Source organism: Serratia sp. TSA_198.1, assembly GCF_052686505.1.
Window position 1 is genome coordinate 1599169 of sequence record NZ_JBQZFP010000001.1, and the last position, 19110, is coordinate 1618278.

General features: G+C 54.1%; 21 protein-coding genes. 7 read left to right on the forward strand and 14 right to left on the reverse strand.

Annotation, left to right across the window (positions count from 1 at the left end; all coding sequences use genetic code 11):
• Positions 1-24: 24 nt before the first annotated feature.
• From potG to ACUTSW_RS07695, 5 genes are all read right to left on the reverse strand, one after another.
• Positions 25-1158, reverse strand: a complete 1134-nt coding sequence (gene potG, locus ACUTSW_RS07675; protein WP_013812251.1) for a putrescine ABC transporter ATP-binding subunit PotG — start codon at positions 1156-1158, stop codon at positions 25-27.
• 140 nt (positions 1159-1298) lie between these two features.
• Positions 1299-2408: a spermidine/putrescine ABC transporter substrate-binding protein PotF gene (gene potF, locus ACUTSW_RS07680; protein WP_062792956.1), complete on the reverse strand. Its 1110-nt coding sequence runs from the start codon at positions 2406-2408 to the stop codon at positions 1299-1301.
• A gap of 408 nt (positions 2409-2816) precedes the next feature.
• Positions 2817-3296, reverse strand: a complete 480-nt coding sequence (locus ACUTSW_RS07685; protein WP_004942518.1) for a type III secretion system chaperone family protein — start codon at positions 3294-3296, stop codon at positions 2817-2819.
• A 163-nt stretch (positions 3297-3459) separates the two neighbouring features.
• Positions 3460-4362, reverse strand: coding sequence for a 30S ribosomal protein S6--L-glutamate ligase (gene rimK / locus ACUTSW_RS07690; protein WP_004942517.1), 903 nt, complete (start codon positions 4360-4362; stop codon positions 3460-3462).
• 56 nt (positions 4363-4418) lie between these two features.
• Positions 4419-4733 (reverse strand): YbjC family protein, encoded by a 315-nt coding sequence (locus ACUTSW_RS07695; RefSeq protein ID WP_062870353.1) that lies wholly within the window; start codon positions 4731-4733, stop codon positions 4419-4421.
• A 240-nt stretch (positions 4734-4973) separates the two neighbouring features.
• On the opposite strand from ACUTSW_RS07695, the gene ACUTSW_RS07700 reads away from it, so the two are divergent.
• Positions 4974-5237 carry a GrxA family glutaredoxin gene (locus tag ACUTSW_RS07700; RefSeq protein ID WP_004942515.1) on the forward strand — a complete coding sequence of 88 codons (264 nt, stop codon included), beginning with the start codon at positions 4974-4976 and terminating at the stop codon, positions 5235-5237.
• A gap of 43 nt (positions 5238-5280) precedes the next feature.
• Here ACUTSW_RS07700 and ACUTSW_RS07705 read toward each other — a convergent pair whose 3' ends face one another.
• Positions 5281-5670, reverse strand: coding sequence for an inner membrane protein YbjM (locus ACUTSW_RS07705; protein ID WP_445584076.1), 390 nt, complete (start codon positions 5668-5670; stop codon positions 5281-5283).
• Positions 5671-5985: 315 nt separating this feature from the next.
• Between ACUTSW_RS07705 and ACUTSW_RS07710 the strand changes: the two genes are divergently transcribed.
• Positions 5986-7674, forward strand: a complete 1689-nt coding sequence (locus tag ACUTSW_RS07710) for an aspartate:alanine antiporter (RefSeq protein WP_062871318.1) — start codon at positions 5986-5988, stop codon at positions 7672-7674.
• Positions 7675-7721: 47 nt separating this feature from the next.
• On the opposite strand, the gene ACUTSW_RS07715 is transcribed toward ACUTSW_RS07710, so the two are convergent.
• From ACUTSW_RS07715 to ACUTSW_RS07745, 7 genes are all read right to left on the reverse strand, one after another.
• A complete protein-coding gene (locus ACUTSW_RS07715) occupies positions 7722-8330 on the reverse strand; it encodes a contractile injection system protein, VgrG/Pvc8 family (RefSeq protein WP_445584077.1) in 609 nt (202 codons plus the stop codon).
• A gap of 322 nt (positions 8331-8652) precedes the next feature.
• Positions 8653-8883 (reverse strand): helix-turn-helix domain-containing protein, encoded by a 231-nt coding sequence (locus ACUTSW_RS07720; RefSeq protein ID WP_006324462.1) that lies wholly within the window; start codon positions 8881-8883, stop codon positions 8653-8655.
• A gap of 12 nt (positions 8884-8895) precedes the next feature.
• Positions 8896-9459, reverse strand: a complete 564-nt coding sequence (locus ACUTSW_RS07725; RefSeq protein WP_037432515.1) for a DUF2975 domain-containing protein — start codon at positions 9457-9459, stop codon at positions 8896-8898.
• A gap of 188 nt (positions 9460-9647) precedes the next feature.
• Positions 9648-9827 (reverse strand): tail fiber assembly protein, encoded by a 180-nt coding sequence (locus ACUTSW_RS07730; RefSeq protein WP_445584456.1) that lies wholly within the window; start codon positions 9825-9827, stop codon positions 9648-9650.
• A gap of 151 nt (positions 9828-9978) precedes the next feature.
• Positions 9979-10947, reverse strand: coding sequence for a threonine ammonia-lyase (locus tag ACUTSW_RS07735; protein ID WP_445584078.1), 969 nt, complete (start codon positions 10945-10947; stop codon positions 9979-9981).
• A gap of 199 nt (positions 10948-11146) precedes the next feature.
• Positions 11147-11659 carry a serine protease inhibitor ecotin gene (gene eco, locus ACUTSW_RS07740; RefSeq protein WP_445584079.1) on the reverse strand — a complete coding sequence of 171 codons (513 nt, stop codon included), beginning with the start codon at positions 11657-11659 and terminating at the stop codon, positions 11147-11149.
• 140 nt (positions 11660-11799) lie between these two features.
• On the reverse strand, positions 11800-12648 hold the full coding sequence (locus ACUTSW_RS07745; protein WP_197912840.1) for a 5'-methylthioadenosine/S-adenosylhomocysteine nucleosidase: 849 nt from the start codon (positions 12646-12648) through the stop codon (positions 11800-11802).
• A gap of 151 nt (positions 12649-12799) precedes the next feature.
• Between ACUTSW_RS07745 and ACUTSW_RS07750 the strand changes: the two genes are divergently transcribed.
• A complete protein-coding gene (locus tag ACUTSW_RS07750; RefSeq protein WP_020438775.1) occupies positions 12800-13534 on the forward strand; it encodes a phosphatase PAP2 family protein in 735 nt (244 codons plus the stop codon).
• A gap of 5 nt (positions 13535-13539) precedes the next feature.
• Positions 13540-14145, forward strand: a complete 606-nt coding sequence (gene ybjG, locus ACUTSW_RS07755) for an undecaprenyl-diphosphate phosphatase (protein ID WP_004942504.1) — start codon at positions 13540-13542, stop codon at positions 14143-14145.
• 36 nt (positions 14146-14181) lie between these two features.
• On the opposite strand, the gene ACUTSW_RS07760 is transcribed toward ybjG, so the two are convergent.
• Entirely contained in the window at positions 14182-15015 is an 834-nt protein-coding gene (locus ACUTSW_RS07760; protein WP_445584457.1) for a hypothetical protein, read from the reverse strand.
• 227 nt (positions 15016-15242) lie between these two features.
• Here ACUTSW_RS07760 and deoC point away from each other — a divergent pair, with 227 nt between their 5' ends.
• The 3 genes from deoC (at position 15243) to ACUTSW_RS07775 (ending at position 19099) form a co-directional block, all read left to right on the forward strand.
• Entirely contained in the window at positions 15243-15923 is a 681-nt protein-coding gene (gene deoC, locus ACUTSW_RS07765; RefSeq protein ID WP_012006065.1) for a deoxyribose-phosphate aldolase, read from the forward strand.
• Positions 15924-16069: 146 nt separating this feature from the next.
• Entirely contained in the window at positions 16070-16834 is a 765-nt protein-coding gene (deoR, locus tag ACUTSW_RS07770) for a DNA-binding transcriptional repressor DeoR (protein WP_445584080.1), read from the forward strand.
• Between the two features lie 969 nt (positions 16835-17803).
• Positions 17804-19099 carry an HAAAP family serine/threonine permease gene (locus ACUTSW_RS07775; protein ID WP_062870346.1) on the forward strand — a complete coding sequence of 432 codons (1296 nt, stop codon included), beginning with the start codon at positions 17804-17806 and terminating at the stop codon, positions 19097-19099.
• The last annotated feature ends 11 nt before the right edge of the window (positions 19100-19110 follow it).

Sequence of the window (19110 nt, forward strand, 5' to 3'; positions counted from 1 at the left end):
AACAAGTACTCCTCACCTTCTCAACTACACCGTCAACACTACGCAGCTGTCGGCTTCCCAACACAGGCGCACTTCATCGCCCCAGGTCGGCATCCCTTTGCGGAAACGGTGGCCGTTCTGCAACTGGGCGCTGAGCATCTGGCCGCTGAGCAGCTTCACGTGGTAGATCGACAAATCGCCGAGGTAAGCGATATGCACCACTTCCCCCACCGCAAAGTTGCAGCCGTCTTGCGGCACCTCTTCGCACAGCATGATTTTTTCCGGCCGTAGCGCAACCTGGATCGGCACGCCGTCCACCACCGACGAATCCGGATCCACTTTTAGCGCATGACGCAGGCCCGGGCTTTGCAGGATCAGCGCATCGTCATGACGTTCCTGCAGCACGCAGTCAAAGACGTTGACCGAGCCGATAAATTCGGCGCTGAAGCGGCTATTCGGATGCTCGTAGATCTCTTCCGGCTCACCGATTTGCACAAACTTGCCGCGGTTCATGATGGCGATGCGCCCCGCCATGGTCATCGCTTCTTCCTGATCGTGGGTGACCATGACGCAGGTCACACCTACGCGCTCAAGAATATCCGTGACCTCAAGCTGCATGCGGTCACGCAGTTTTTTATCCAGCGCGCCCATAGGTTCGTCCAGCAGCAGCAGCTTCGGCCGCTTGGCCAGGCTGCGCGCCAGCGCCACACGCTGACGCTGGCCGCCGGAGAGCTGGTGCGGCTTGCGTTTGGCGAACTCTTGCATATGCACCAGCGACAGCATTTCCGCCACCCGTTCGGCGATTTCAGCACGCGGCATCTTGTCCTGTTTCAGGCCGAAAGCGATATTCTGCTCAACCGTCATGTGCGGGAACAACGCGTAAGACTGGAACATCATATTGATTGGCCGCTGGTAAGGCGGCACATGCGACATGTCCTGCCCGTCGAGCATTATCTGCCCTTCCGTTGGCTGTTCAAAGCCGGCCAGCATGCGCAATAACGTAGACTTGCCGCAGCCGGACGGCCCCAGCAGCGCAAAGATTTCGCCCTTGTAGATAGTCAGACTGACGTCTTCGACCGCGTTTTGGCCGTCAAAGGTTTTAGTGAGGTTACGGATTTCCAGCAGAGGGGTGAAAACCTTCTGCGACTTGGCTTGAGGACGAGGAATGACGTCGTTCAATCGGGGTGCTCTCCGGTGTAAAGCAGTGCAAAAAACCACGGCGATTGCCATGGCCCAAAATGGCAACGCAGGCGGGGATCACCCGCCTGCCGGTCAGAACACGACTGAAAACCGGGCTCAGGAAGCTGAGCCCTTCCGTATTACTTCCCGCTTTTAACTTTAGTCCAGGCACGGGTAATGACACGGTCCAGCTTCGGCGATTGCACGTTCAGCGTAAACAGCTTGGCGCGCAGATCGGCCGGTGGATACACGTTCGGGTTGTTGCGAATGTCAGCGTTCACCAGCGGCGTGGAATCCTTCACCGCGTTGGCGTAATACACGAAGTTGCTGATGCCCGCCATCACGTCCGGCTTGAGCAGGAAGTTCAGGAACTGGTAGGCAGCGTCCTTGTTTTTGGCATCCGCCGGCATGGCGAACATGTCAAAATAGGTCAGCGCCCCTTCTTTCGGAATGGTGTAAGCCACGTTCACGCCATTCTTCGCTTCTTTGGCGCGGTTAGCTGCCTGCATCACGTCGCCGGACCAGCCGATCGCCACGCAGATGTCACCGTTCGCCAGATCGTTGATGTACTGGGAAGAGTGGAAGTAACGGATGTTCGGCCGCAGTTTGAGCAGCAGATCGTTCGCTGCGCCGGTGTAATCCGCCGCGTTGGTGCTGTTGGGATCTTTGCCCAGGTAATGCAACACGGTCGCATAGACTTCGCTAGGTGCATCCAGGAAGGAAACGCCACAGCTCTTCAGCTTTTCAAGGTTTTCCGGTTTGAGGATCAGATCCCAACTGTCGACCGGCGCGTCTTTGCCCAGAACCGCTTTCACCTTGTCGACGTTGTAGCCGATGCCGGTGGTCACCATCAGGTAAGGAATGCCGTACTTGTTGTCCTTGTCGTTATGCGCCACCAGTTTCAGCATATCGGGATCAAGGTTTTTGTAATTCGGCATTTTGCTCTTGTCGAGCGGCTCAAAGATACCGGCCTTCGACTGGCGCTCAAGGAAGTTGGACGAAGGTACCACCAGGTCATAACCGGTGCTGCCCGCCATCAATTTGCCTTCCAGCACTTCGTTGGAGTCAAAGACGTCGTACACCACTTTGATGCCGGTTTCTTTCTGGAATTTAGCTAAGGTGTCCGGCGCAATATAGTCGGACCAGTTATAGACGTGCAGCGTTTTTTCATCGGCTGACGCGGTGACGGACGCGGCCATCAGCAAGCCGGCAACAACACCCGATAACCACTTTTTACGTTGGGTGACCATCCGTAACTTCCTCCAAAACAGGGGTGAATCATAGAATTGAACTTGTATCCCGAAATGATACAAAACCTTTCCTGATCGAGCGCAATCGTTGCAACCGCGAATTGAATGGCTATGCATTTGATTGCATACGCCTTTTTCAGCTGTCCAGCTCGCGTGGTTACAAGGGGAATCGCAAGCCCTTAGCAGAATCAGCAGCATAACCGGTGTTGCCGGAACGCACCAGCCTTCAGGGCCAAAAACGCCTTTTATCGATTTTTTATGCAGTTTCTCTCTATGTGATACGCCATTAATGGCATAAACGGCGAGAAATATCTGGCAACAGAGGGTAAAACGCAGAATATATTATTGCGGAAGGAAATAAGGGCAGCATGCCGCCGGAGGTGCGGCATGCATCATCTACAGCGGCGATCAATGCAGCATTGGCTGGCGGTCAGCGGCAGCCGGGTTCTCTTCTTCGTCACCCATAAACAGCAGATCGTTCGCCCGCGCCTCGAGGATCACCATCGAGATCTGTTCTTCGCCCTGCTGCATAAAGTGGGTGAACTGCTCCAGCGTCACGCCCACGGCGATGCTCAGCGACTGACAGACGATCAGTTTCGGCAGGTTGTCGTCCTGGATATCGACAAACGCCTTGATGGTCAGCGAACTGGCGTTGATCTGGCTGAGATCGGCCACCAGCGGGATCAGCGCGGTCGGCTTCACCTCGGCTAATGCGGAGAACAAGATCACGTTGTCTACCAGATCGATTTTTGCGTCGAACACGCCGTCGAAGTTTTGCATGTGCGGCAGGTGCAGCGCCTGGCAGGAATCGCACTCAAAGAATGAAATGCCCGATTGATCCAGCCAACGTCGCAACAACGCCAAATCAGGGACTATGAGTGAATCCATATTACCAGCCTCACAATATTCAAAACGCGAAAAAGGCGCATAGCTTACGGAATATTGCCCCAATACGCCACGATCAAAGCCGCTTAATTCGCTGATAGGATAAATATGGGCGAGAAAAGGTCGCAGTACCAGCCGCAAAGCCGGAATCTTTGCCGCCGGGCATTCAGCCGCCCGATTTCAGGCGAAACCCCGGCCGGGCGCGCTGTTCGATGTATTCGATCATCATGCCGGCGATATCCAGCCCGGTGGTTTTCTCCACCCCTTCCAGCCCCGGAGAGGCGTTGACCTCCATCACCAGCGGGCCACGGGCCGCACGCAGGATATCCACCCCGGCGACGTCCAACCCCAGCGTAGTCGCGGCCTTCACCGCAATCGCCCGCTCTTTGGCGGTAATGCTCACTTTGCGGGCGGTGCCGCCGCGGTGCAGATTGGAACGGAACTCCCCGGCCTTGGCCTGCCGCTCGATAGCGGCCACCACCTTGCCACCCACCACCAGACAGCGCACGTCCCTGCCCTGCGCCTCGCGAATGAACTCCTGCACCAGAATGTGGGCATTGAGACCGCGGAAGGCGTCAATCACGCTCTCCGCCGCCTGGCGCGTTTCCGCCAATACCACGCCGATGCCCTGAGTGCCTTCGACCAGTTTGACCACCAGCGGCGCACCGCCGACCAGCTCGATCAGATCGCCGGTATCGTCAGGCGAATGGGCGAAACCGGTGATCGGCAGGTCTATTCCCTGCCTCGCCAGCAATTGCAGCGAGCGCAGCTTGTCGCGCGCCCGGGTGATCGCCACCGATTCATTCAGCGGATAGCTGCCCAGCAGCTCAAACTGCCGCAGCACTGCAGTGCCGTAAAAAGTGATGGCGGAGCCGATACGCGGGATCACCGCATCATAACGGTCCAACTGACGGCCGCGATAATGGATAGTCGGCGCGGCGGGGTTGATGTTCATATAACAGGACAGCGGATCGATAATATCAATACTGTGCCCGCGCTGCTCCGCCGCTTCCAGCAGACGTTTGCACGAATACAGCGTTCCATCGCGCGAAAGAATGGCAATTTTCACTCGTCACCCCAAAAAGCAATTACCTGCCAGGCAGGCATATTATCGGCGGCCGGCGCTCAAGCGCGCGGCTCACGGTCATTTTTATCGTCCGACGCGTTTTTCTGATCGGGCTTGTGCCGATCGTTTTCCGGCGGCAGACCGCCACGCATCAACGGGCCAAAGCCCTGTGCCACGCGCCAGACCAAAAACGCCGCCGCCGGCACCATCAACGCCACCCCGAGAAAGATCATCGCCACCGCCGCCTGCTGTGAAGCCAGCCAACCCGGCAGGTGGACATGATCGTGAATACTCAGATAGGCCAGCACCAGCAGCACCATACCCAGGCCTTCCAATACCAGCACCGGGCGCGGTAAGTCACCGAACGAACGCATATTTTTCTTCTCCAGAGGCACTGCCTCCAGTGTAGTGAATTCCCCACGACGGCGACAGCCCCGGCGGCTTAATCGGTTACATGAATCAGATTAACAGGTAATTCCTGCTTTTTTTTCGCCAAGCCAACGGGCATAGTAACCGGTATCAACGCAGGTAATGCGCAGACTGAGGCTTTTTTGGCTGACAGAATGTCGTTGCAGTAGCGATTAAATAATTGAATATCAACTAAGGAGTGATGCATGTTTGCAGTTATCTTCGGGCGCCCAGGCTGTCCTTATTGTGTCCGTGCGAAAGAGTTGGCGGAAAAACTGACTGAAGACCGTGACGATTTCAACTTCCGTTACATTGATATCCACGCTGAAGGCATCACCAAGGCCGACCTGGAAAAAACCGTCGGCAAGCCGGTAGAAACCGTACCGCAGATCTTCCTTGATGAAAAACACGTTGGCGGCTTCACCGATTTCGAAGCTTACGCCAAAGAAAACCTGAATCTGTTCCAATAAACCCTCAGGTTTAACGACGAAAAGGCGCTTAAAGCGCCTTTTTTTATTGCCGTTCGCGGCGGTGGTCTGGCTGAAACGCCTGTAGCAGGCTGCGCGCAAACAATGCCAGCATGGCACCGAATACGCACCAAAACACCGCACTGGTGGCATAAGCCAGTTCCTGCCAGAACGAATAAAACGGCGTCAGCCAAAAATGGCGGATCGTCAGGCATAGCGGCAGTGCATACAGCGCGCCCAACAACGGACAGAGGATCCGTTTTTTGCTCGACAAATAGCTGGCGATCATGCCGGGTATCACAAACAACAGCAGGCCGGTTTCACCGTGATGCTCGTGATCCGTGCTGCCGAACGCCCCACTCTGTTGGCCGAGAAACACCAGGCTGAACAGCAGAGAACAGCTTAAAATGCCCACCCAATACCGATAATTCGCCATGCGGAGACTCCCCTTTAGCGTCGTCACTACCCCGTAGAAATCAGCCGTGTCACGAAACAGGTGACGCCTTGCCGTAAACGACAACGCTGAGCTGAACTTTTTCCTTGGTCTAAAGAGAGTTAAATGCGTTCGGCAGCGCAGGAACACAGCTTAATGCTGGCTGTCACGCGCCATAGCGACTAGAATATACGCCGCCGATCGATGGTTCGGATCGCCTTCCGCTGGTTAGTTATTTATGACGTCATTTTCCGACTGAATTTATATCTTATAGTCATCTACATCAAGCACTTACTGGTAAACAATAAGTTATCCTCCGTGAACATAAACGTCGCTAGTTTGTTAAACGGTAACTACATCCTGTTACTGTTTGTGGTACTCGCACTGGGGCTGTGCCTCGGTAAAGTTCGTCTGGGCTCCGTTCAACTCGGTAATTCCATTGGCGTTTTGGTGGTTTCGCTGCTGCTGGGCCAACAACATTTCGCCATTAACACCGAAGCGCTGAATCTCGGCTTTATGCTGTTTATTTTCTGCGTCGGCGTGGAAGCCGGGCCAAACTTTTTCTCAATTTTTTTCCGCGACGGCAAAAATTACCTGATGCTGGCGTTGGTGATGGTCGGCTCCGCGATGGTGATCGCTATCGGTCTTGGCAAGTTGTTCCATTGGGACATCGGGCTAACCGCCGGCATGCTGGCCGGATCGATGACCTCGACTCCGGTGTTGGTGGGCGCAGGCGATACGCTGCGTAACACCATCGTCAACGGCCCGGCTCTGCTGGCGGCGCAGGACCATCTGAGCCTCGGCTATGCCCTGACCTACTTGATTGGCCTGGTAAGCCTGATCTTCGGCGCGCGCTACCTGCCCAAGCTGCAACATCAGGATCTCTCCACCTCCGCCCAGCAGATTGCCCGCGAGCGCGGTCTGGACACCGACAGCCAGCGCAAGGTTTACCTGCCGGTCATTCGCGCCTATCGCGTTGGCCAGGAGCTGGTGGCCTGGGCCGATGGCAAAAACCTGCGTGAGCTGGGCATTTATCGCCAGACCGGTTGCTATATAGAACGCATCCGCCGCAACGGCATTCTGGCGAACCCGGACGGCGATGCGGTGCTGCAGGTGGGCGACGAGATTTCTCTGGTCGGCTACCCGGACGCCCACGCGCGGCTGGACCCCAGCTTCCGCAACGGTAAAGAAGTGTTCGACCGGGATTTGCTGGACATGCGCATCGTCACCGAAGAGATCGTGGTCAAGAACAGCAATGCGGTAAACAAGCGCCTGAGCCAGTTAAAGCTGACCGATCACGGCTGCTTCCTCAACCGGGTGATCCGCAGCCAGATTGAAATGCCCATTGACGACAGCATAGTGCTCAACAAAGGCGACGTGCTGCAGGTCAGCGGCGACGCGCGCCGGGTGAAAAGCGTGGCGGAGAAGATCGGCTTTATCTCTATCCACAGCCAGGTGACCGATCTGTTGGCCTTCTGCTCCTTCTTCATCATCGGGTTGATGATTGGCCAGATCACCATCCAGTTCAGCAATTTCTCGTTCGGCATCGGCAACGCCGCCGGCTTGCTGATGTCCGGCATCATGCTGGGCTTCCTGCGCGCCAACCACCCGACCTTCGGCTACATTCCGCAGGGCGCGTTAAACATGGTGAAAGAGTTTGGCCTGATGGTGTTTATGGCCGGCGTTGGCCTGAGCGCCGGTGCGGGCATCGGCCACAGCCTCGGCGCCGTCGGTGGCCAGATGCTGGTCGCCGGGTTGATCGTCAGCCTGGTGCCGGTGGTGATCTGCTTCCTGTTTGGCGCCTATGTGCTGCGCATGAACCGCGCCTTGCTGTTCGGCGCGATTATGGGAGCCCGTACCTGCGCGCCGGCAATGGAAATCATCAGCGATACTGCACGCAGTAACATCCCTGCGCTGGGCTACGCCGGAACCTACGCCATAGCTAACGTATTGTTAACCCTGGCAGGTTCGTTGATTGTGGTGTTATGGCCGGGGATACTCGGCTAACCGATAAGCAGCAAAGATGAACCAGTGGCAAATATATTTTGAAATTTTTATCGCCGGCGAGAACTTTCCTTTCCGGGGGTAGTCTGAATTAGTGCCACTGCTTTTCTTTGATGTCCCCATTTTGTGGAGCCCGTTAGTCCCGCCTTTTTAGGTTCAAGACTATCGGGTTTTTTGTTGCCTAAAACCTTCCACCCTTGCAAAACGGGCCCCTCGGACGGCCCTGTTTCGCTGATGGCGATAAAGTGCCGGCAACCATTTGGCAGGCACAAAAAAACCTGCTTTCGCAGGCTTCTTGTTAAATCCAAAGTGATCCCTGATTGCTCCTTGTTGGATGCGGTATTGAGCGAGGCGAGCCGGGTAATAAACGCCACATCGGTTTCCTGCGTCTGGTCAATATGGCTCACCTTAATGGTGCCTAAACCTGCGGCCTGCGTGGCGTTGAGCTTATTACGCGCCGCCACCTTCTGCACAATATCGCTCAGGGAGGTGTCATGATAAGACTCATCCCGGCGGGTATTCAGTGAGCCGCGAAAATCCGCACTCCGGGCACAAAGGGTCAGCAATGAATAGCTTGCTCCGTGGTGAGTTGCTGCAGGCATGATGCCGCTCGGCACGACAGGTAATACGCGTTGGGTGATGGAAGACAAGCCAGACAACAGGTGATACCTGCCGGGGCGGTTTTGAGGACATGACGATCGTTTTTACCGATTAATAATGGCTCATTGATCTACGCAATCAATGGGACGGAATTGAGTCGGGCGGGGGTGGGTCAATAAAAAAAATGCGGCAACATCAGGGAAAGCCGCAAACACAAAACCCGCATTGCTGCGGGCTTTTTCTTATTAACTTTCTACACTTTCAGTCTCATGCGTTGTGCATGTGCCCGTACGGTTCAAATGCAACCAGAGACACGCCGTCATTCATGGAGCAGTTTCTCTTTACCTAACGTAAAGGTTCTTCATCTCAAAATAGAAAGTCTCACACTGAATCTTCGTGAAAAAACTCATCTTGACAGTAAATTAATATGTCACCGGGCTGACATTCAAGATAGTGGCAAATTGCATTTAACGTGGAGAAACGCAATCCCTTTATTTTTCCCTGTTTAAATAATGAAAGATTTTGCTCGGTAATACCAATGGCCGAAGCCAAATCTTTTGATTTAATTTTACGACTAGCTAAAACCACATCTAGCTTTACGATAATCGACATATCGAAATGACCTTAAACAAACTGCTGATTTTCTTCATGTAGATCGCTGGCCTGCTTCAGTATGTGTGCAATTACCATTACACAAGCTGCGATAAATAAAGACATAACATCTTGCGGTGTGAAACTGAAAGTGACCATTCTATGTTCATAAGGCTCTCGCATCGTTCCCCAAATACTGAGTAATGGACCACATATCAGATTTAGCAAAGTCCAAATGGCAATTGAGCGGCCAGTTTTCCCGAGATGTATACTGGCCGTGGCAGAGAAGTAAGCTCGTTTCGCATAGGTTTGAAAGAGCAAACGTAAATGGTAAAGGCCAAAAGCGAGAGCCAGGAGCGGGATACTGGTCAGAATAATCGCGCCAGCAATTTGCCACCAAGGAAATAAACTCAAGTCAGCTGCACTTTCTTTAACAAATTGTGCAGTAAGCGAGAAGCTGAAACCATACCCCCCTTCGCGTGAAATCATAACGGGGAAAAGCCACCCAGCAACATTCAGTAATATGATTATGATTAGAAACATAAGTGTGATTGTGGCCATGCGCTGGCTCAGGATTGAAATCCGTTCGGTAGACATAGTGACCTCGATTTTTAAGAGTAGAAAACGGAGGAATCCTACCGCGCAAAACATCACTAAACAACAATTTTTTATCGTTTTACGATAATTTATTGCCAAATAACGATGATTATTGACTCGACAGAGATTGAGTTTCGAGCCGTAAGGATAGTGACTTATTGGTGCTGCCTTTCATGGTATTCACCTTTTTAGCTACTGGGTGCTGGCAGCCAGCCAATGCCAGGCGCGTCTGAAATATCCAGGCGATATAGCATCACAGGGTATCTTTTCCATTCGTCCAACCTAACTTGCCCCGTCTTGCTCGCTATATCCAAATCCACTGCATCCTGTAGCGGCGCAATCATCCTGGCGGCTGATGCAATGCGGATTCACTGCTCAGAACGCCGCCGAAGATAAAATAGAGGGGGCGAAGCCGCACGGCCCGCCAATGAAGACGGCCGTAAGGCCCCGAATGCCGATGATGACAACGGGAAGGCTGCGGATTTTATCAGGCACCGTTACCGTACCCGCAGGCCTGAATCACTGCTCTTGCGAGTAAGCGACCCATTTGGCCATGTCGTGATGCGAGATATTCCCGCCGCACACCACTATCCCGATGACGGCATCAGAGGGCAACCTGGGTGCGGTGGCAATGACTGCAGGTATAAGCGCCCCGGAGGCGAGTTCAACCCATAATTTTGCCTGTTCGCCAAAGGCGAGCATGCCGTCAATCGCCTCCTTATCCGAGACAACAACTATGTCCTCGGCATAGGCTTGAGCATGGGCCAGCATCATTTCATCAATAAGCGGCACCCCAAGGGTAGAGATGATCGAGGTGACATCAATGTTTACCGGCTTTCCGGCACGCAACGCCTGATGCATTGAACTGGCGCCTGCGGTCTCAACGCCCCAGATTCGGATATCCGGCTTGATGGTCTTTAGCGCCGTAGCCGCACCTGCCAACATTCCACCGCCACCCACGGCAATGAAAACGTCGGTTAACTCCGGGCAATCGGCAATAAACTCAAGCGCCAGGGTTCCATGCCCTTCAGCTATCAGCGAATCGTTGCAGTCGTCGATGACGACATATCCCTCGTCAGCCATAACTTTGGCGCGCTCAAATGCCGCGTGGACATCAGATTCGATGATGACGGAACTGCCCAGGTCACGGACCCGGTCGACAGAGGTCGCCGGCGCGTTGGGGGGCATGATAATAGTGACGTTGGCGCCAAAGATCTTCGCAGCCTCGGCAATGGCGATACCAAAATTACCGCCACTCACCGCGACAAATCGGGTCTCGTTGAAATCGCCTTTCAGGCTCAGAAACTTGTTAAGTACCCCACGTGCTTTAAAGGAACCGCCAAGCTGAGTATTTTCAAGCTTCAGGAAAACCGGTCTCTGAATCTTTTCGGCCAATCTCGAGCCGGCAATGGTTGGCGTACGTATGACCTTCCCTGCTAACCGCTCCGCCGCCGCGACGACCGCGTTAAATTCAATTAATGTTGTCATTTTTGCCCAGTCAGGTAGAGGTTGTTGAATCACGTGTTTGGCAAACTATCCCGACTGAGAATAGAGTTCTGCGGGCAGGGTTGCAACAGGCGTCCATATTGGTTTTTGCCACAAAAAAACCCGCCTGCGGGCGATTGCCAACTGCGCAATCCACCCTCCAGACGGGTTCGTTTTCCTGTAATGACCTAACCGTGCGGCATTACTTTTGTTCGGCGCTGCTCAGGCTGTCTTCGGCTTTCCATACACGGTATTTCACTTCCACGTCTTTCGGCACGTAAACCACGATCGGCAGGCGGCTGTTGTAGCGCTGCATGGCGGCATCGCCCAGGTTGGCGGCGATGAACTTCTGCTGTTTGGTGCCGTCCGGGCAGGCCATCATGGTGGAGGCCGGTGCAGACAGTTTATCCAGCACCAGGTAGTCGTAGCCCCAGCCGGAAAGGGTTTTGCTCTCCAGCGTGCCGCCCATCATGTGGCGGTTACAGTCCACTTCCAGCGTTTTCCCGATCAGCAGCTCAACCTTGAAGTTTTCTTCCTGCTCCTGTTTCGGCAGGTAAATCACCTGGCGGCTCATGCCCTTTTCCGCTTTCGGGTACGGCGCGACCTTTTCCAGCGGCTGTTTGCTGATATCGGCGTCAAGGGCCGGGGTGGCAGCAATAGCGCTGGCGGATGCGGCCATCAGCAGGCCGGAAAATACAACGGATGCCTTGTTCATGTTTTATCCCTACAATTTATAAGATGCTCCGGCCATAAACTAATACACTGTCGCCAGCCTGGCTATAGGTTTAATCTTCTTTACAATAGCCAGTATTCAGGCACAAAAACCTATCGTCAGCCATTGGTCGGGATAAAACCTCAGTGAATTGCGGTTTTGGCGATATAGGCCTTCACCACCTGATAAACATAATCCTGGCATGCCAGCCCGGTTTGCGGGTCGTATTTGCCCTGATTGGTAATATTGTTGGACAGCACCCGGATGCCGATAAACGGAATAGCGAAAGAAGCGGCGATCTGCGCCGCAGAAGCCGTTTCCATCTCTTCAACCGAGGTGTGATAACTTGCCCGGAAATGGCTAATACGGTCCAGTTCACTGTTCCACACGTCGGCGGAGCCAATCACGCCCTCAACCACCTTGCCCCGGGTGTAGCTTGCTTTAACGCCCTCCGCTATCGCCAGCAGTTTGGCGTCTGCCGGGAACTGGCGAATGCTGTGGACATTTTTATCCTCACCCGCACTGCCCTTCGAAGCCAATAGGTCCATGGGTTGCCATTGCCGCGAGTCGCTGCCTTCTCCTGCCGCCTTCTTCGGTGTTTTAAACGCGCCCAGGCTGACCGAATATTTGCCCAGCACGATATCGTAGACCTTGAGCGCCGGATCGTGGCCGCCTGCGGTTCCCTGGTTGATAATCGCTACCGGCTGGAAGCGGGTGGCGGCAATCGCCGTGGCCGCCGCTGCATTGGACATGCCTTTCAGGGTTTCAGATACCACCACCGGATAGCCGTCCACGGTGCCATGCCAGAAACGCCAGCCACCAATCTGTTCCTCACGCGGGTTATCCAGGCGTTGGGCGAAGCGTTCCGCCTCCACCGGCATTGCGCCTTGCACCACAATCGGCCCGGTTGCATGGCCTTGCTGCGCCAGTGCTAACGGGGAAAATGCCACGCCACAGGCGGCCAACAGCATAAAGCTCAGTTTTTTCGTCATCACTACAGCGTCCCGATAAAAAGCAAAGGTTTACCTTAGCCGAAAGGCGAAATCCCGCCTATCGCTTTCTCGCAGGTCTGCCGAGAGTTAAGGTTTTCTTAAGACAGAATTATTACAGTGGCATAATTCCTCACTGCCACCGAGCCTGCGCGTGAACCCAAAACCTTCATTAAATCAATCCTCAACGACACCACAAATTCAGACTAACGCCCTTTACTCCCTACCGGCATCCTTTTACCTTTGGCAGGTTTTTGGGTTAATAGTCAGTGGGTTGTTGTTCCTTTGGCTGTCGCGCAACGAACAGCTGGATTGGGCAATCAGCAATTACTGGTTCGACGCCGCCAGCGGCCATTTCCCCTGGCAAAACGATCGCTGGCTGGATCTGATCAACCATCGCTTGCTGAAAATCAGCGTGATTAGCGGTGCGGTGCTGGCGCTGTTTTATGGCATTTACCGCCGTAACCCGCGCATGATCGTCGCCATGCTGCTGATCGGCATCGGGCCGTTGGTGGTCGGGATCCTCAAAGCCACCAGCGCGCATTCGTGCCCGTGGGATCTGATCGAATACGGCGGTAAAGCGATGTCCTACCCGCTGTTCGGCGCGGTGCCGGCCGAACCCGGGCCGGGCCGTTGCTTCCCCGGCGGCCATGCTTCCAGCGGTTTTTCGGTGATGGCGCTGTTTTTCCTGTTTTATCCGCAACGCCCGCGCCTGGCTTACTGGTGCTGGTTCGGCGGCATTATGCTCGGCATGCTGATGGGGTTTGGTCAGGTCATGCGCGGCGCACATTTTCTTACCCATAACCTGTGGGCAGGTTGGTGGGTTTGGCTCAGCCAACTGGCTGTTTATTGGATGGTGAGCGGGTATTTCCGCCGCAAGACAAGGTAAATATTATGGAGCAGTTGAATTATCTTCTTTTCGCCTGGATCAACGCGACCCCGGCGTCCCCCGAGTGGTTAATCGATGTCGCGACCTTCCTGGCGCGCGATCTGATCGCCATCGTGCCTGTGCTGATCGTCGGGCTATGGCTGTGGGGGCCGCAGAGCCAACTGATATCGCAACGTGAAGTGGTGACCAAGACGACGATTGCTCTGCTATTCGCCATGCTTTCTGCCGCCACCATCGGCATGTTGTTGCCGCACGAGCGGCCGTTTGTCGCCGGCATCGGCTTCACCTTCCTGGCCCATGCGCCGGACAGCTCATTCCCCAGCGATCACGGCACCGCCATCTTTACCTTTGCCCTGTCCTTCCTGTTCTGGCATCGGGTTTGGTCCGGCATTTTATTGCTGATCGTCGCGGCCGGCATCGCCTGGTCACGCGTGTACCTTGGCGTGCACTGGCCGCTGGATATGGTCGGCGGTTTCCTGCTCGGCCTGGTCGGCTGCTTGTTCGCACAACTGGTGTGGAACCTGTTTGGCGATGCTATCGCCGCTAAACTGACGCGCCTGTACCATTTCCTGTTCGCCTTCGCGATCCGCAGGGGCTGGGTAAAAGAATAATCGCGCATAACGGCAGAGGCGGCACCGTCTCTGCCATTACACCACCCCGGTGGTGACACGAAACTCCCGCATTTTTCCTCCCCCCAACATCTTCACCGCCGCCCCGCCGGGCGTATATGGGCTGCAGGTAGCCGGCTGAACAAACCTGACCAAGCGTTGGCTGCCTTGTTGCGTAATGGGGCGCAGGCCGTAATTGAACTGGGCGGTAGAAAACCGTGTTACGTACCGCCTGCCCTTTGACGCCAGCATAAAGAACTCGGCCTGATCGACATACAGTGACAGATCGTCCGAGCACAGCATCTCTTGTTCGGCCACGTTCCCGTGCGGTGCCAACGCCGGAGCCGGCAGATTCTGACGGAAGACCGCATCCGGAATGCAACCATAGTTGAGGTGACAAACGTAGTTCAACGGCAACGGCTCATCAGCAAGGTTGGTGATTTGCATCTCGATGGCAAATTGTGCGCTGTCCGCCGTTAAACGTAATGCCGGGCGTACCCGGCAACGCGGGTGAGAAAGTTCTCCGCTACCGTAAAGCGCCAATGTATCGCCTTCCACCTGCAACCCTATCCGTTGTATGCCTGCCAACAAACTGTCTTGCTGCGGCCAGGGTGAATGAAACGCAACGCCGCCAGCCGGTTTGCCCTTGCCCGCTCGGGTGCTGCGACGCCCCGATTTCAGCGAGTAGCCGTCAAACTCGGCATCCCAAATCGTCAGGCCGCGGTAAGGCAATACCGTCAGAGTGCCACGGCGGTTCGCCAGCGTCAGCACCTGGCCGGCCTCTTCACAGGTAAAAGCCGTGACCACAAAATCCGCATTGCGGAAAACTTCATCCGGTTGCATCCCAAACTGCTCAGGCGCCAGATTTATCATCATGTTCCTCCTTTTTCCCCTGAGTGTTTCGCTCGTAAACGCGCAGCCTGCACTCTAAATGTTATTTAAATAACATAACACCCTTCCTTATGTTATACACCTAACAGCCCAAAAAACGATGATCTCTGCGTCATTTTTAGAATCGCTCTATGTTTGCCGTCAGATAAATGTTATTATTCTAACATTGTTCACATTCTGCTTTGTTTAAACCTCAATAAGGAATAGAGATGACTACCGAAAACATTGATTACGCCCGTTATGTCGATCACACCCTGCTGGCCATGGACGCGACCGAAGAGCAAATCGCCAAGCTCTGTGAAGAAGCGCAGCAGCACAATTTTTATGCCGTGTGCGTAAACTCCGGGTACGTACCGCTGGCGGCGCACCTGCTGCAAGAAAGCGAAGTAAAAATTTGTTCCGTGATCGGTTTCCCTCTGGGTGCCGGCCTGACCGTAACGAAAGCCTTCGAAGCTAAAGCGGCGATTGCGGCCGGCGCGCAGGAAATTGATATGGTGATCAACGTAGGTTGGCTGAAAAGCGGCCTGCTGGATGAAGTCAAAGCCGACATCGCCGCAGTGCGCGAGGTTTGCGCGGCGATCCCGTTGAAGGTAATATTGGAAACCTGCCTGCTCAGCGATGCGCAGATCGTTCAGGTTTGTGAAATGTGTCGCGAACTCGATGTGGCCTTCGTCAAAACCTCAACCGGCTTCAGCACCGGCGGCGCTCGTGAAGAGCACGTTAAACTGATGCGAGCCACTGTGGGCAGTGAAATGGGTGTGAAAGCATCCGGCGCCGTGCGCGATCGCGCAACCGCCGAGAAGATGATCAAAGCAGGTGCCACTCGTATCGGTACCAGCTCTGGCGTAGCAATCGTTTCCGGTGATCAGGCTGCCGCCGGCAGTTACTGATAACCTGAGGCGCCCCGGTACCGGGCGCACGCCGTGATAATCTGATGCGGGGCAATACGTCCAGCCAATAGGCTGAGTGCGTATTGCCCCGCATTTGTGTGTTCGGCCCTGGAGATTGGCTATTAACCCTGTGGGAAGACAGACTGATGGAAACGCGGCGCGAAGAACGTATCAACCGGTTAGTGCAGGCGTTAAAGCGCTCTGACAAGATCCACTTAAAAGAAGCCGCCGTGTTGTTAGGCGTTTCAGAAATGACCATTCGCCGCGATCTCAGCGCGGAGCCGGCCGCCGTGGTGTTGCTCGGCGGCTATGTGGTGGCCGATCCACGCAGTAACGGCGTGACTCACTATTTTGTTTCCGATCAAAAAGCCAAGCAAGTAACGGAGAAGCGCCGTATCGGCCTGCTCGCCGCTGCGCTGATCGGCGAAAACGACACGGTGTTTTTCGATTGCGGCACCACCACCCCGGCGATTATCGACGCTATTTCCGATGAATTGCCCTTCACCGCGGTGTGCCACTCGCTGAATACCTTCCTGGCGTTGCAGGACAAACCGAACTGCAAAGTGATCCTGTGCGGCGGCGAATTCAAACCGAACAACTATATTTTCACCGCCGTCGGCCGGCACAACGAACTGGATCATATCTGCCCGAATATCGCCTTTATCTCCGCAGCCGGCCTGAGCCTCCAACATGGCGCCACCTGTTTTAACTTCGACGAACTGGAGATGAAGCACCGGGCGATGGCGATGGCGCAGCAAAAGATCCTGGTCGCCGACCACAGCAAGTTCGGTAAAACCAAGCCTTCGTGCATCGGCCCGTTGACCCAGTTCGATCGGGTGATTACCGACCGTCAGCCCGACCCGCTATTTGTCGATTTTTTCAACGAAAACGCCATCGCCATTCGTTTTTAAACCGCCTCTTACCGTCGGCCGCGACCGGCGGTGCTCTTCATCGCTCGGTTCAGCCCCGCCGCAAACAGGACAAATAATGCGCAGTTGATGCATTTATTTTTTTAACCGCACGCCAGATTCAGGTTAATAAAGCGCAACAACCTATCAGGCATATTCCCCCACTTCAGCAAAATCCGACGAAATATCGACGACTCATCCGGCTTGACGGCACTTTTATATGATAAATAGCGGCAACGTCGATGCGATAAATATCAACAAACATGCAACCATAACGCGCTAAATATGCCCAAATTAGTTTATTTATATGATGAATGGTTAAGCATTTTTATTCGCTATCCGGTTAACTAGTTTACCTGCGTTATTAGCAGGATATTTTCAATAAAACAAATAAAAATCATGTAGTTAATAGATATTTCACTTAAAAATACAATGTGATCTGCGTCACTAAAACTGCTTAATCCGGGTTTTTAGCTAGATCCAAACCTGCGCTTAAAATATATTGCTCGGCTTGCTGACAACAACAGCGTTTTATCTGGTTAAATATTGTTCGCACCGAATAAACATTGAAAGACTCTTGAGAGCGTTCTCAGTGCGAAATCTTACACAACTGCGCAACACATGCGTGAAAAACCAATAAAAAAGCAGTTACACGCACACATTACGCATTTGAGAGCATGATCACGGTTGTTTCCACTGTAAATCGTTATCTTGCCGCCAACAAAATCGGCAGGCACGGACCTTCCGGCAGCAGTACCGATGTAATGCCCTGATTCGGCGGAACGTCATTTGGTTAGTTATCCGACGCCTGCGCAAAAAGATAATTAGCATAATAAACAACCAGGGGGACGCCAGTTATCCCCGCAAGCAACACCTGATTCTTACCGATGTCGTATCTGAATTACGCCATTCGGTTTTAACCTTAAGTTTTGCCTTTAATTTTAAATTATCGTGTTCACTTCGGAGATATTTATGGACACTACACAGACCGGCACTATTGCCTCTGCGGCTTCTGGCTCCACCAGTACCTGGCGTAAAACGGACACCATGTGGATGTTGGGCCTGTATGGCACCGCCATCGGCGCGGGCGTTTTGTTCCTGCCAATTAACGCCGGCATCGGCGGTTTGATTCCTTTGATCATCATGGCCATCATTGCTTTCCCGATGACCTTCTTCGCCCACCGTGGCCTGTGCCGTTTCGTCCTCTCCGGCAAAAATGCCGGTGAAGACATCACCGAAGTCGTTGAAGAACACTTCGGCATCAGCGCCGGTAAGCTGATCACCCTGCTCTACTTCTTCGCTATCTACCCAATCTTGCTAGTTTACAGCGTGGCGATCACCAATACCGTCGACAGCTTCATTACCCACCAATTGGGCATGACCTCGCCACCGCGCGCCATTCTGTCGCTGATTCTGATCGTCGGCTTGATGACCATCGTGCGTTTCGGTGAGCAAGCCATCGTGAAAACCATGAGCATCCTGGTGTTCCCGTTTGTCGCCGTGCTGATGCTGCTGGCCGTGTATTTGATCCCGAACTGGACCGGCGCCATCTTCGAGAACGTCTCTCTTTCCGGTGCAGGCACCGGCATGGGCCACGGTCTGGTGATTACCCTGTGGCTGGCGATCCCGGTCATGGTGTTCTCCTTTAACCATTCGCCGATCATCTCCGCCTTTGCCGTAGCCAAGCGTGAAGAGTATGGCCAGGAAGTTGCCGAGAAAAAGTGTTCTCGCATTCTGGGTTACGCTCACATCATGATGGTGCTGACCGTCATGTTCTTCGTGTTCAGCTGCGTACTGAGCCTGTCTCCAGAGAATCTGGCGGAAGCCAAGGCGCAGAACATCTCGATTCTGTCTTACCTGGCCAACCACTTTAATAACCCGATGATCGCTTACATCGCGCCGGTTATCGCCTTTATCGCCATCACCAAGTCGTTCCTCGGCCACTACCTGGGCGCACGTGAAGGTTTTAACGGCCTGATTGCCAAATCGATGAAGAGCCGTGGCAAAACCATCAGCACCAACAAGCTGAACCGCATCACTGCCATCTTCATGCTGATCACCACCTGGATTGTCGCGACCCTGAACCCAAGCATCCTGGGTATGATCGAAAACATGGGTGGCCCAATCATCGCCATGCTGCTGTTCCTGATGCCGATGTACGCTATCCGCAAAGTGCCTGCAATGCGCAAATACAGCGGCCACATCAGCAACGTATTCGTCGTCGTGATGGGCCTGATTGCCATCTCCGCTATCTTGTACAGCCTCTAATCAAGCTCCGC

What these genes read in the sequence shown, in the direction of transcription:
- potF (WP_062792956.1), bottom strand. Translation starts at nt 2,408, where the DNA reads ATGGTCACCCAACGTAAAAAGTGGTTATCGGGTGTTGTTGCCGGCTTG.
- ACUTSW_RS07685 (WP_004942518.1), bottom strand. Translation starts at nt 3,296, where the DNA reads ATGGATTCACTCATAGTCCCTGATTTGGCGTTGTTGCGACGTTGGCTG.
- ACUTSW_RS07695 (WP_062870353.1), bottom strand. Translation starts at nt 4,733, where the DNA reads ATGCGTTCGTTCGGTGACTTACCGCGCCCGGTGCTGGTATTGGAAGGC.
- ACUTSW_RS07700 (WP_004942515.1), top strand. Translation starts at nt 4,974, where the DNA reads ATGTTTGCAGTTATCTTCGGGCGCCCAGGCTGTCCTTATTGTGTCCGT.
- ACUTSW_RS07705 (WP_445584076.1), bottom strand. Translation starts at nt 5,670, where the DNA reads ATGGCGAATTATCGGTATTGGGTGGGCATTTTAAGCTGTTCTCTGCTG.
- ACUTSW_RS07720 (WP_006324462.1), bottom strand. Translation starts at nt 8,883, where the DNA reads ATGTCGATTATCGTAAAGCTAGATGTGGTTTTAGCTAGTCGTAAAATT.
- ACUTSW_RS07725 (WP_037432515.1), bottom strand. Translation starts at nt 9,459, where the DNA reads ATGTCTACCGAACGGATTTCAATCCTGAGCCAGCGCATGGCCACAATC.
- ACUTSW_RS07735 (WP_445584078.1), bottom strand. Translation starts at nt 10,947, where the DNA reads ATGACAACATTAATTGAATTTAACGCGGTCGTCGCGGCGGCGGAGCGG.
- eco (WP_445584079.1), bottom strand. Translation starts at nt 11,659, where the DNA reads ATGAACAAGGCATCCGTTGTATTTTCCGGCCTGCTGATGGCCGCATCC.
- ACUTSW_RS07745 (WP_197912840.1), bottom strand. Translation starts at nt 12,648, where the DNA reads ATGACGAAAAAACTGAGCTTTATGCTGTTGGCCGCCTGTGGCGTGGCA.
- ybjG (WP_004942504.1), top strand. Translation starts at nt 13,540, where the DNA reads ATGGAGCAGTTGAATTATCTTCTTTTCGCCTGGATCAACGCGACCCCG.
- ACUTSW_RS07760 (WP_445584457.1), bottom strand. Translation starts at nt 15,015, where the DNA reads ATGATAAATCTGGCGCCTGAGCAGTTTGGGATGCAACCGGATGAAGTT.
- deoC (WP_012006065.1), top strand. Translation starts at nt 15,243, where the DNA reads ATGACTACCGAAAACATTGATTACGCCCGTTATGTCGATCACACCCTG.
- deoR (WP_445584080.1), top strand. Translation starts at nt 16,070, where the DNA reads ATGGAAACGCGGCGCGAAGAACGTATCAACCGGTTAGTGCAGGCGTTA.
- ACUTSW_RS07775 (WP_062870346.1), top strand. Translation starts at nt 17,804, where the DNA reads ATGGACACTACACAGACCGGCACTATTGCCTCTGCGGCTTCTGGCTCC.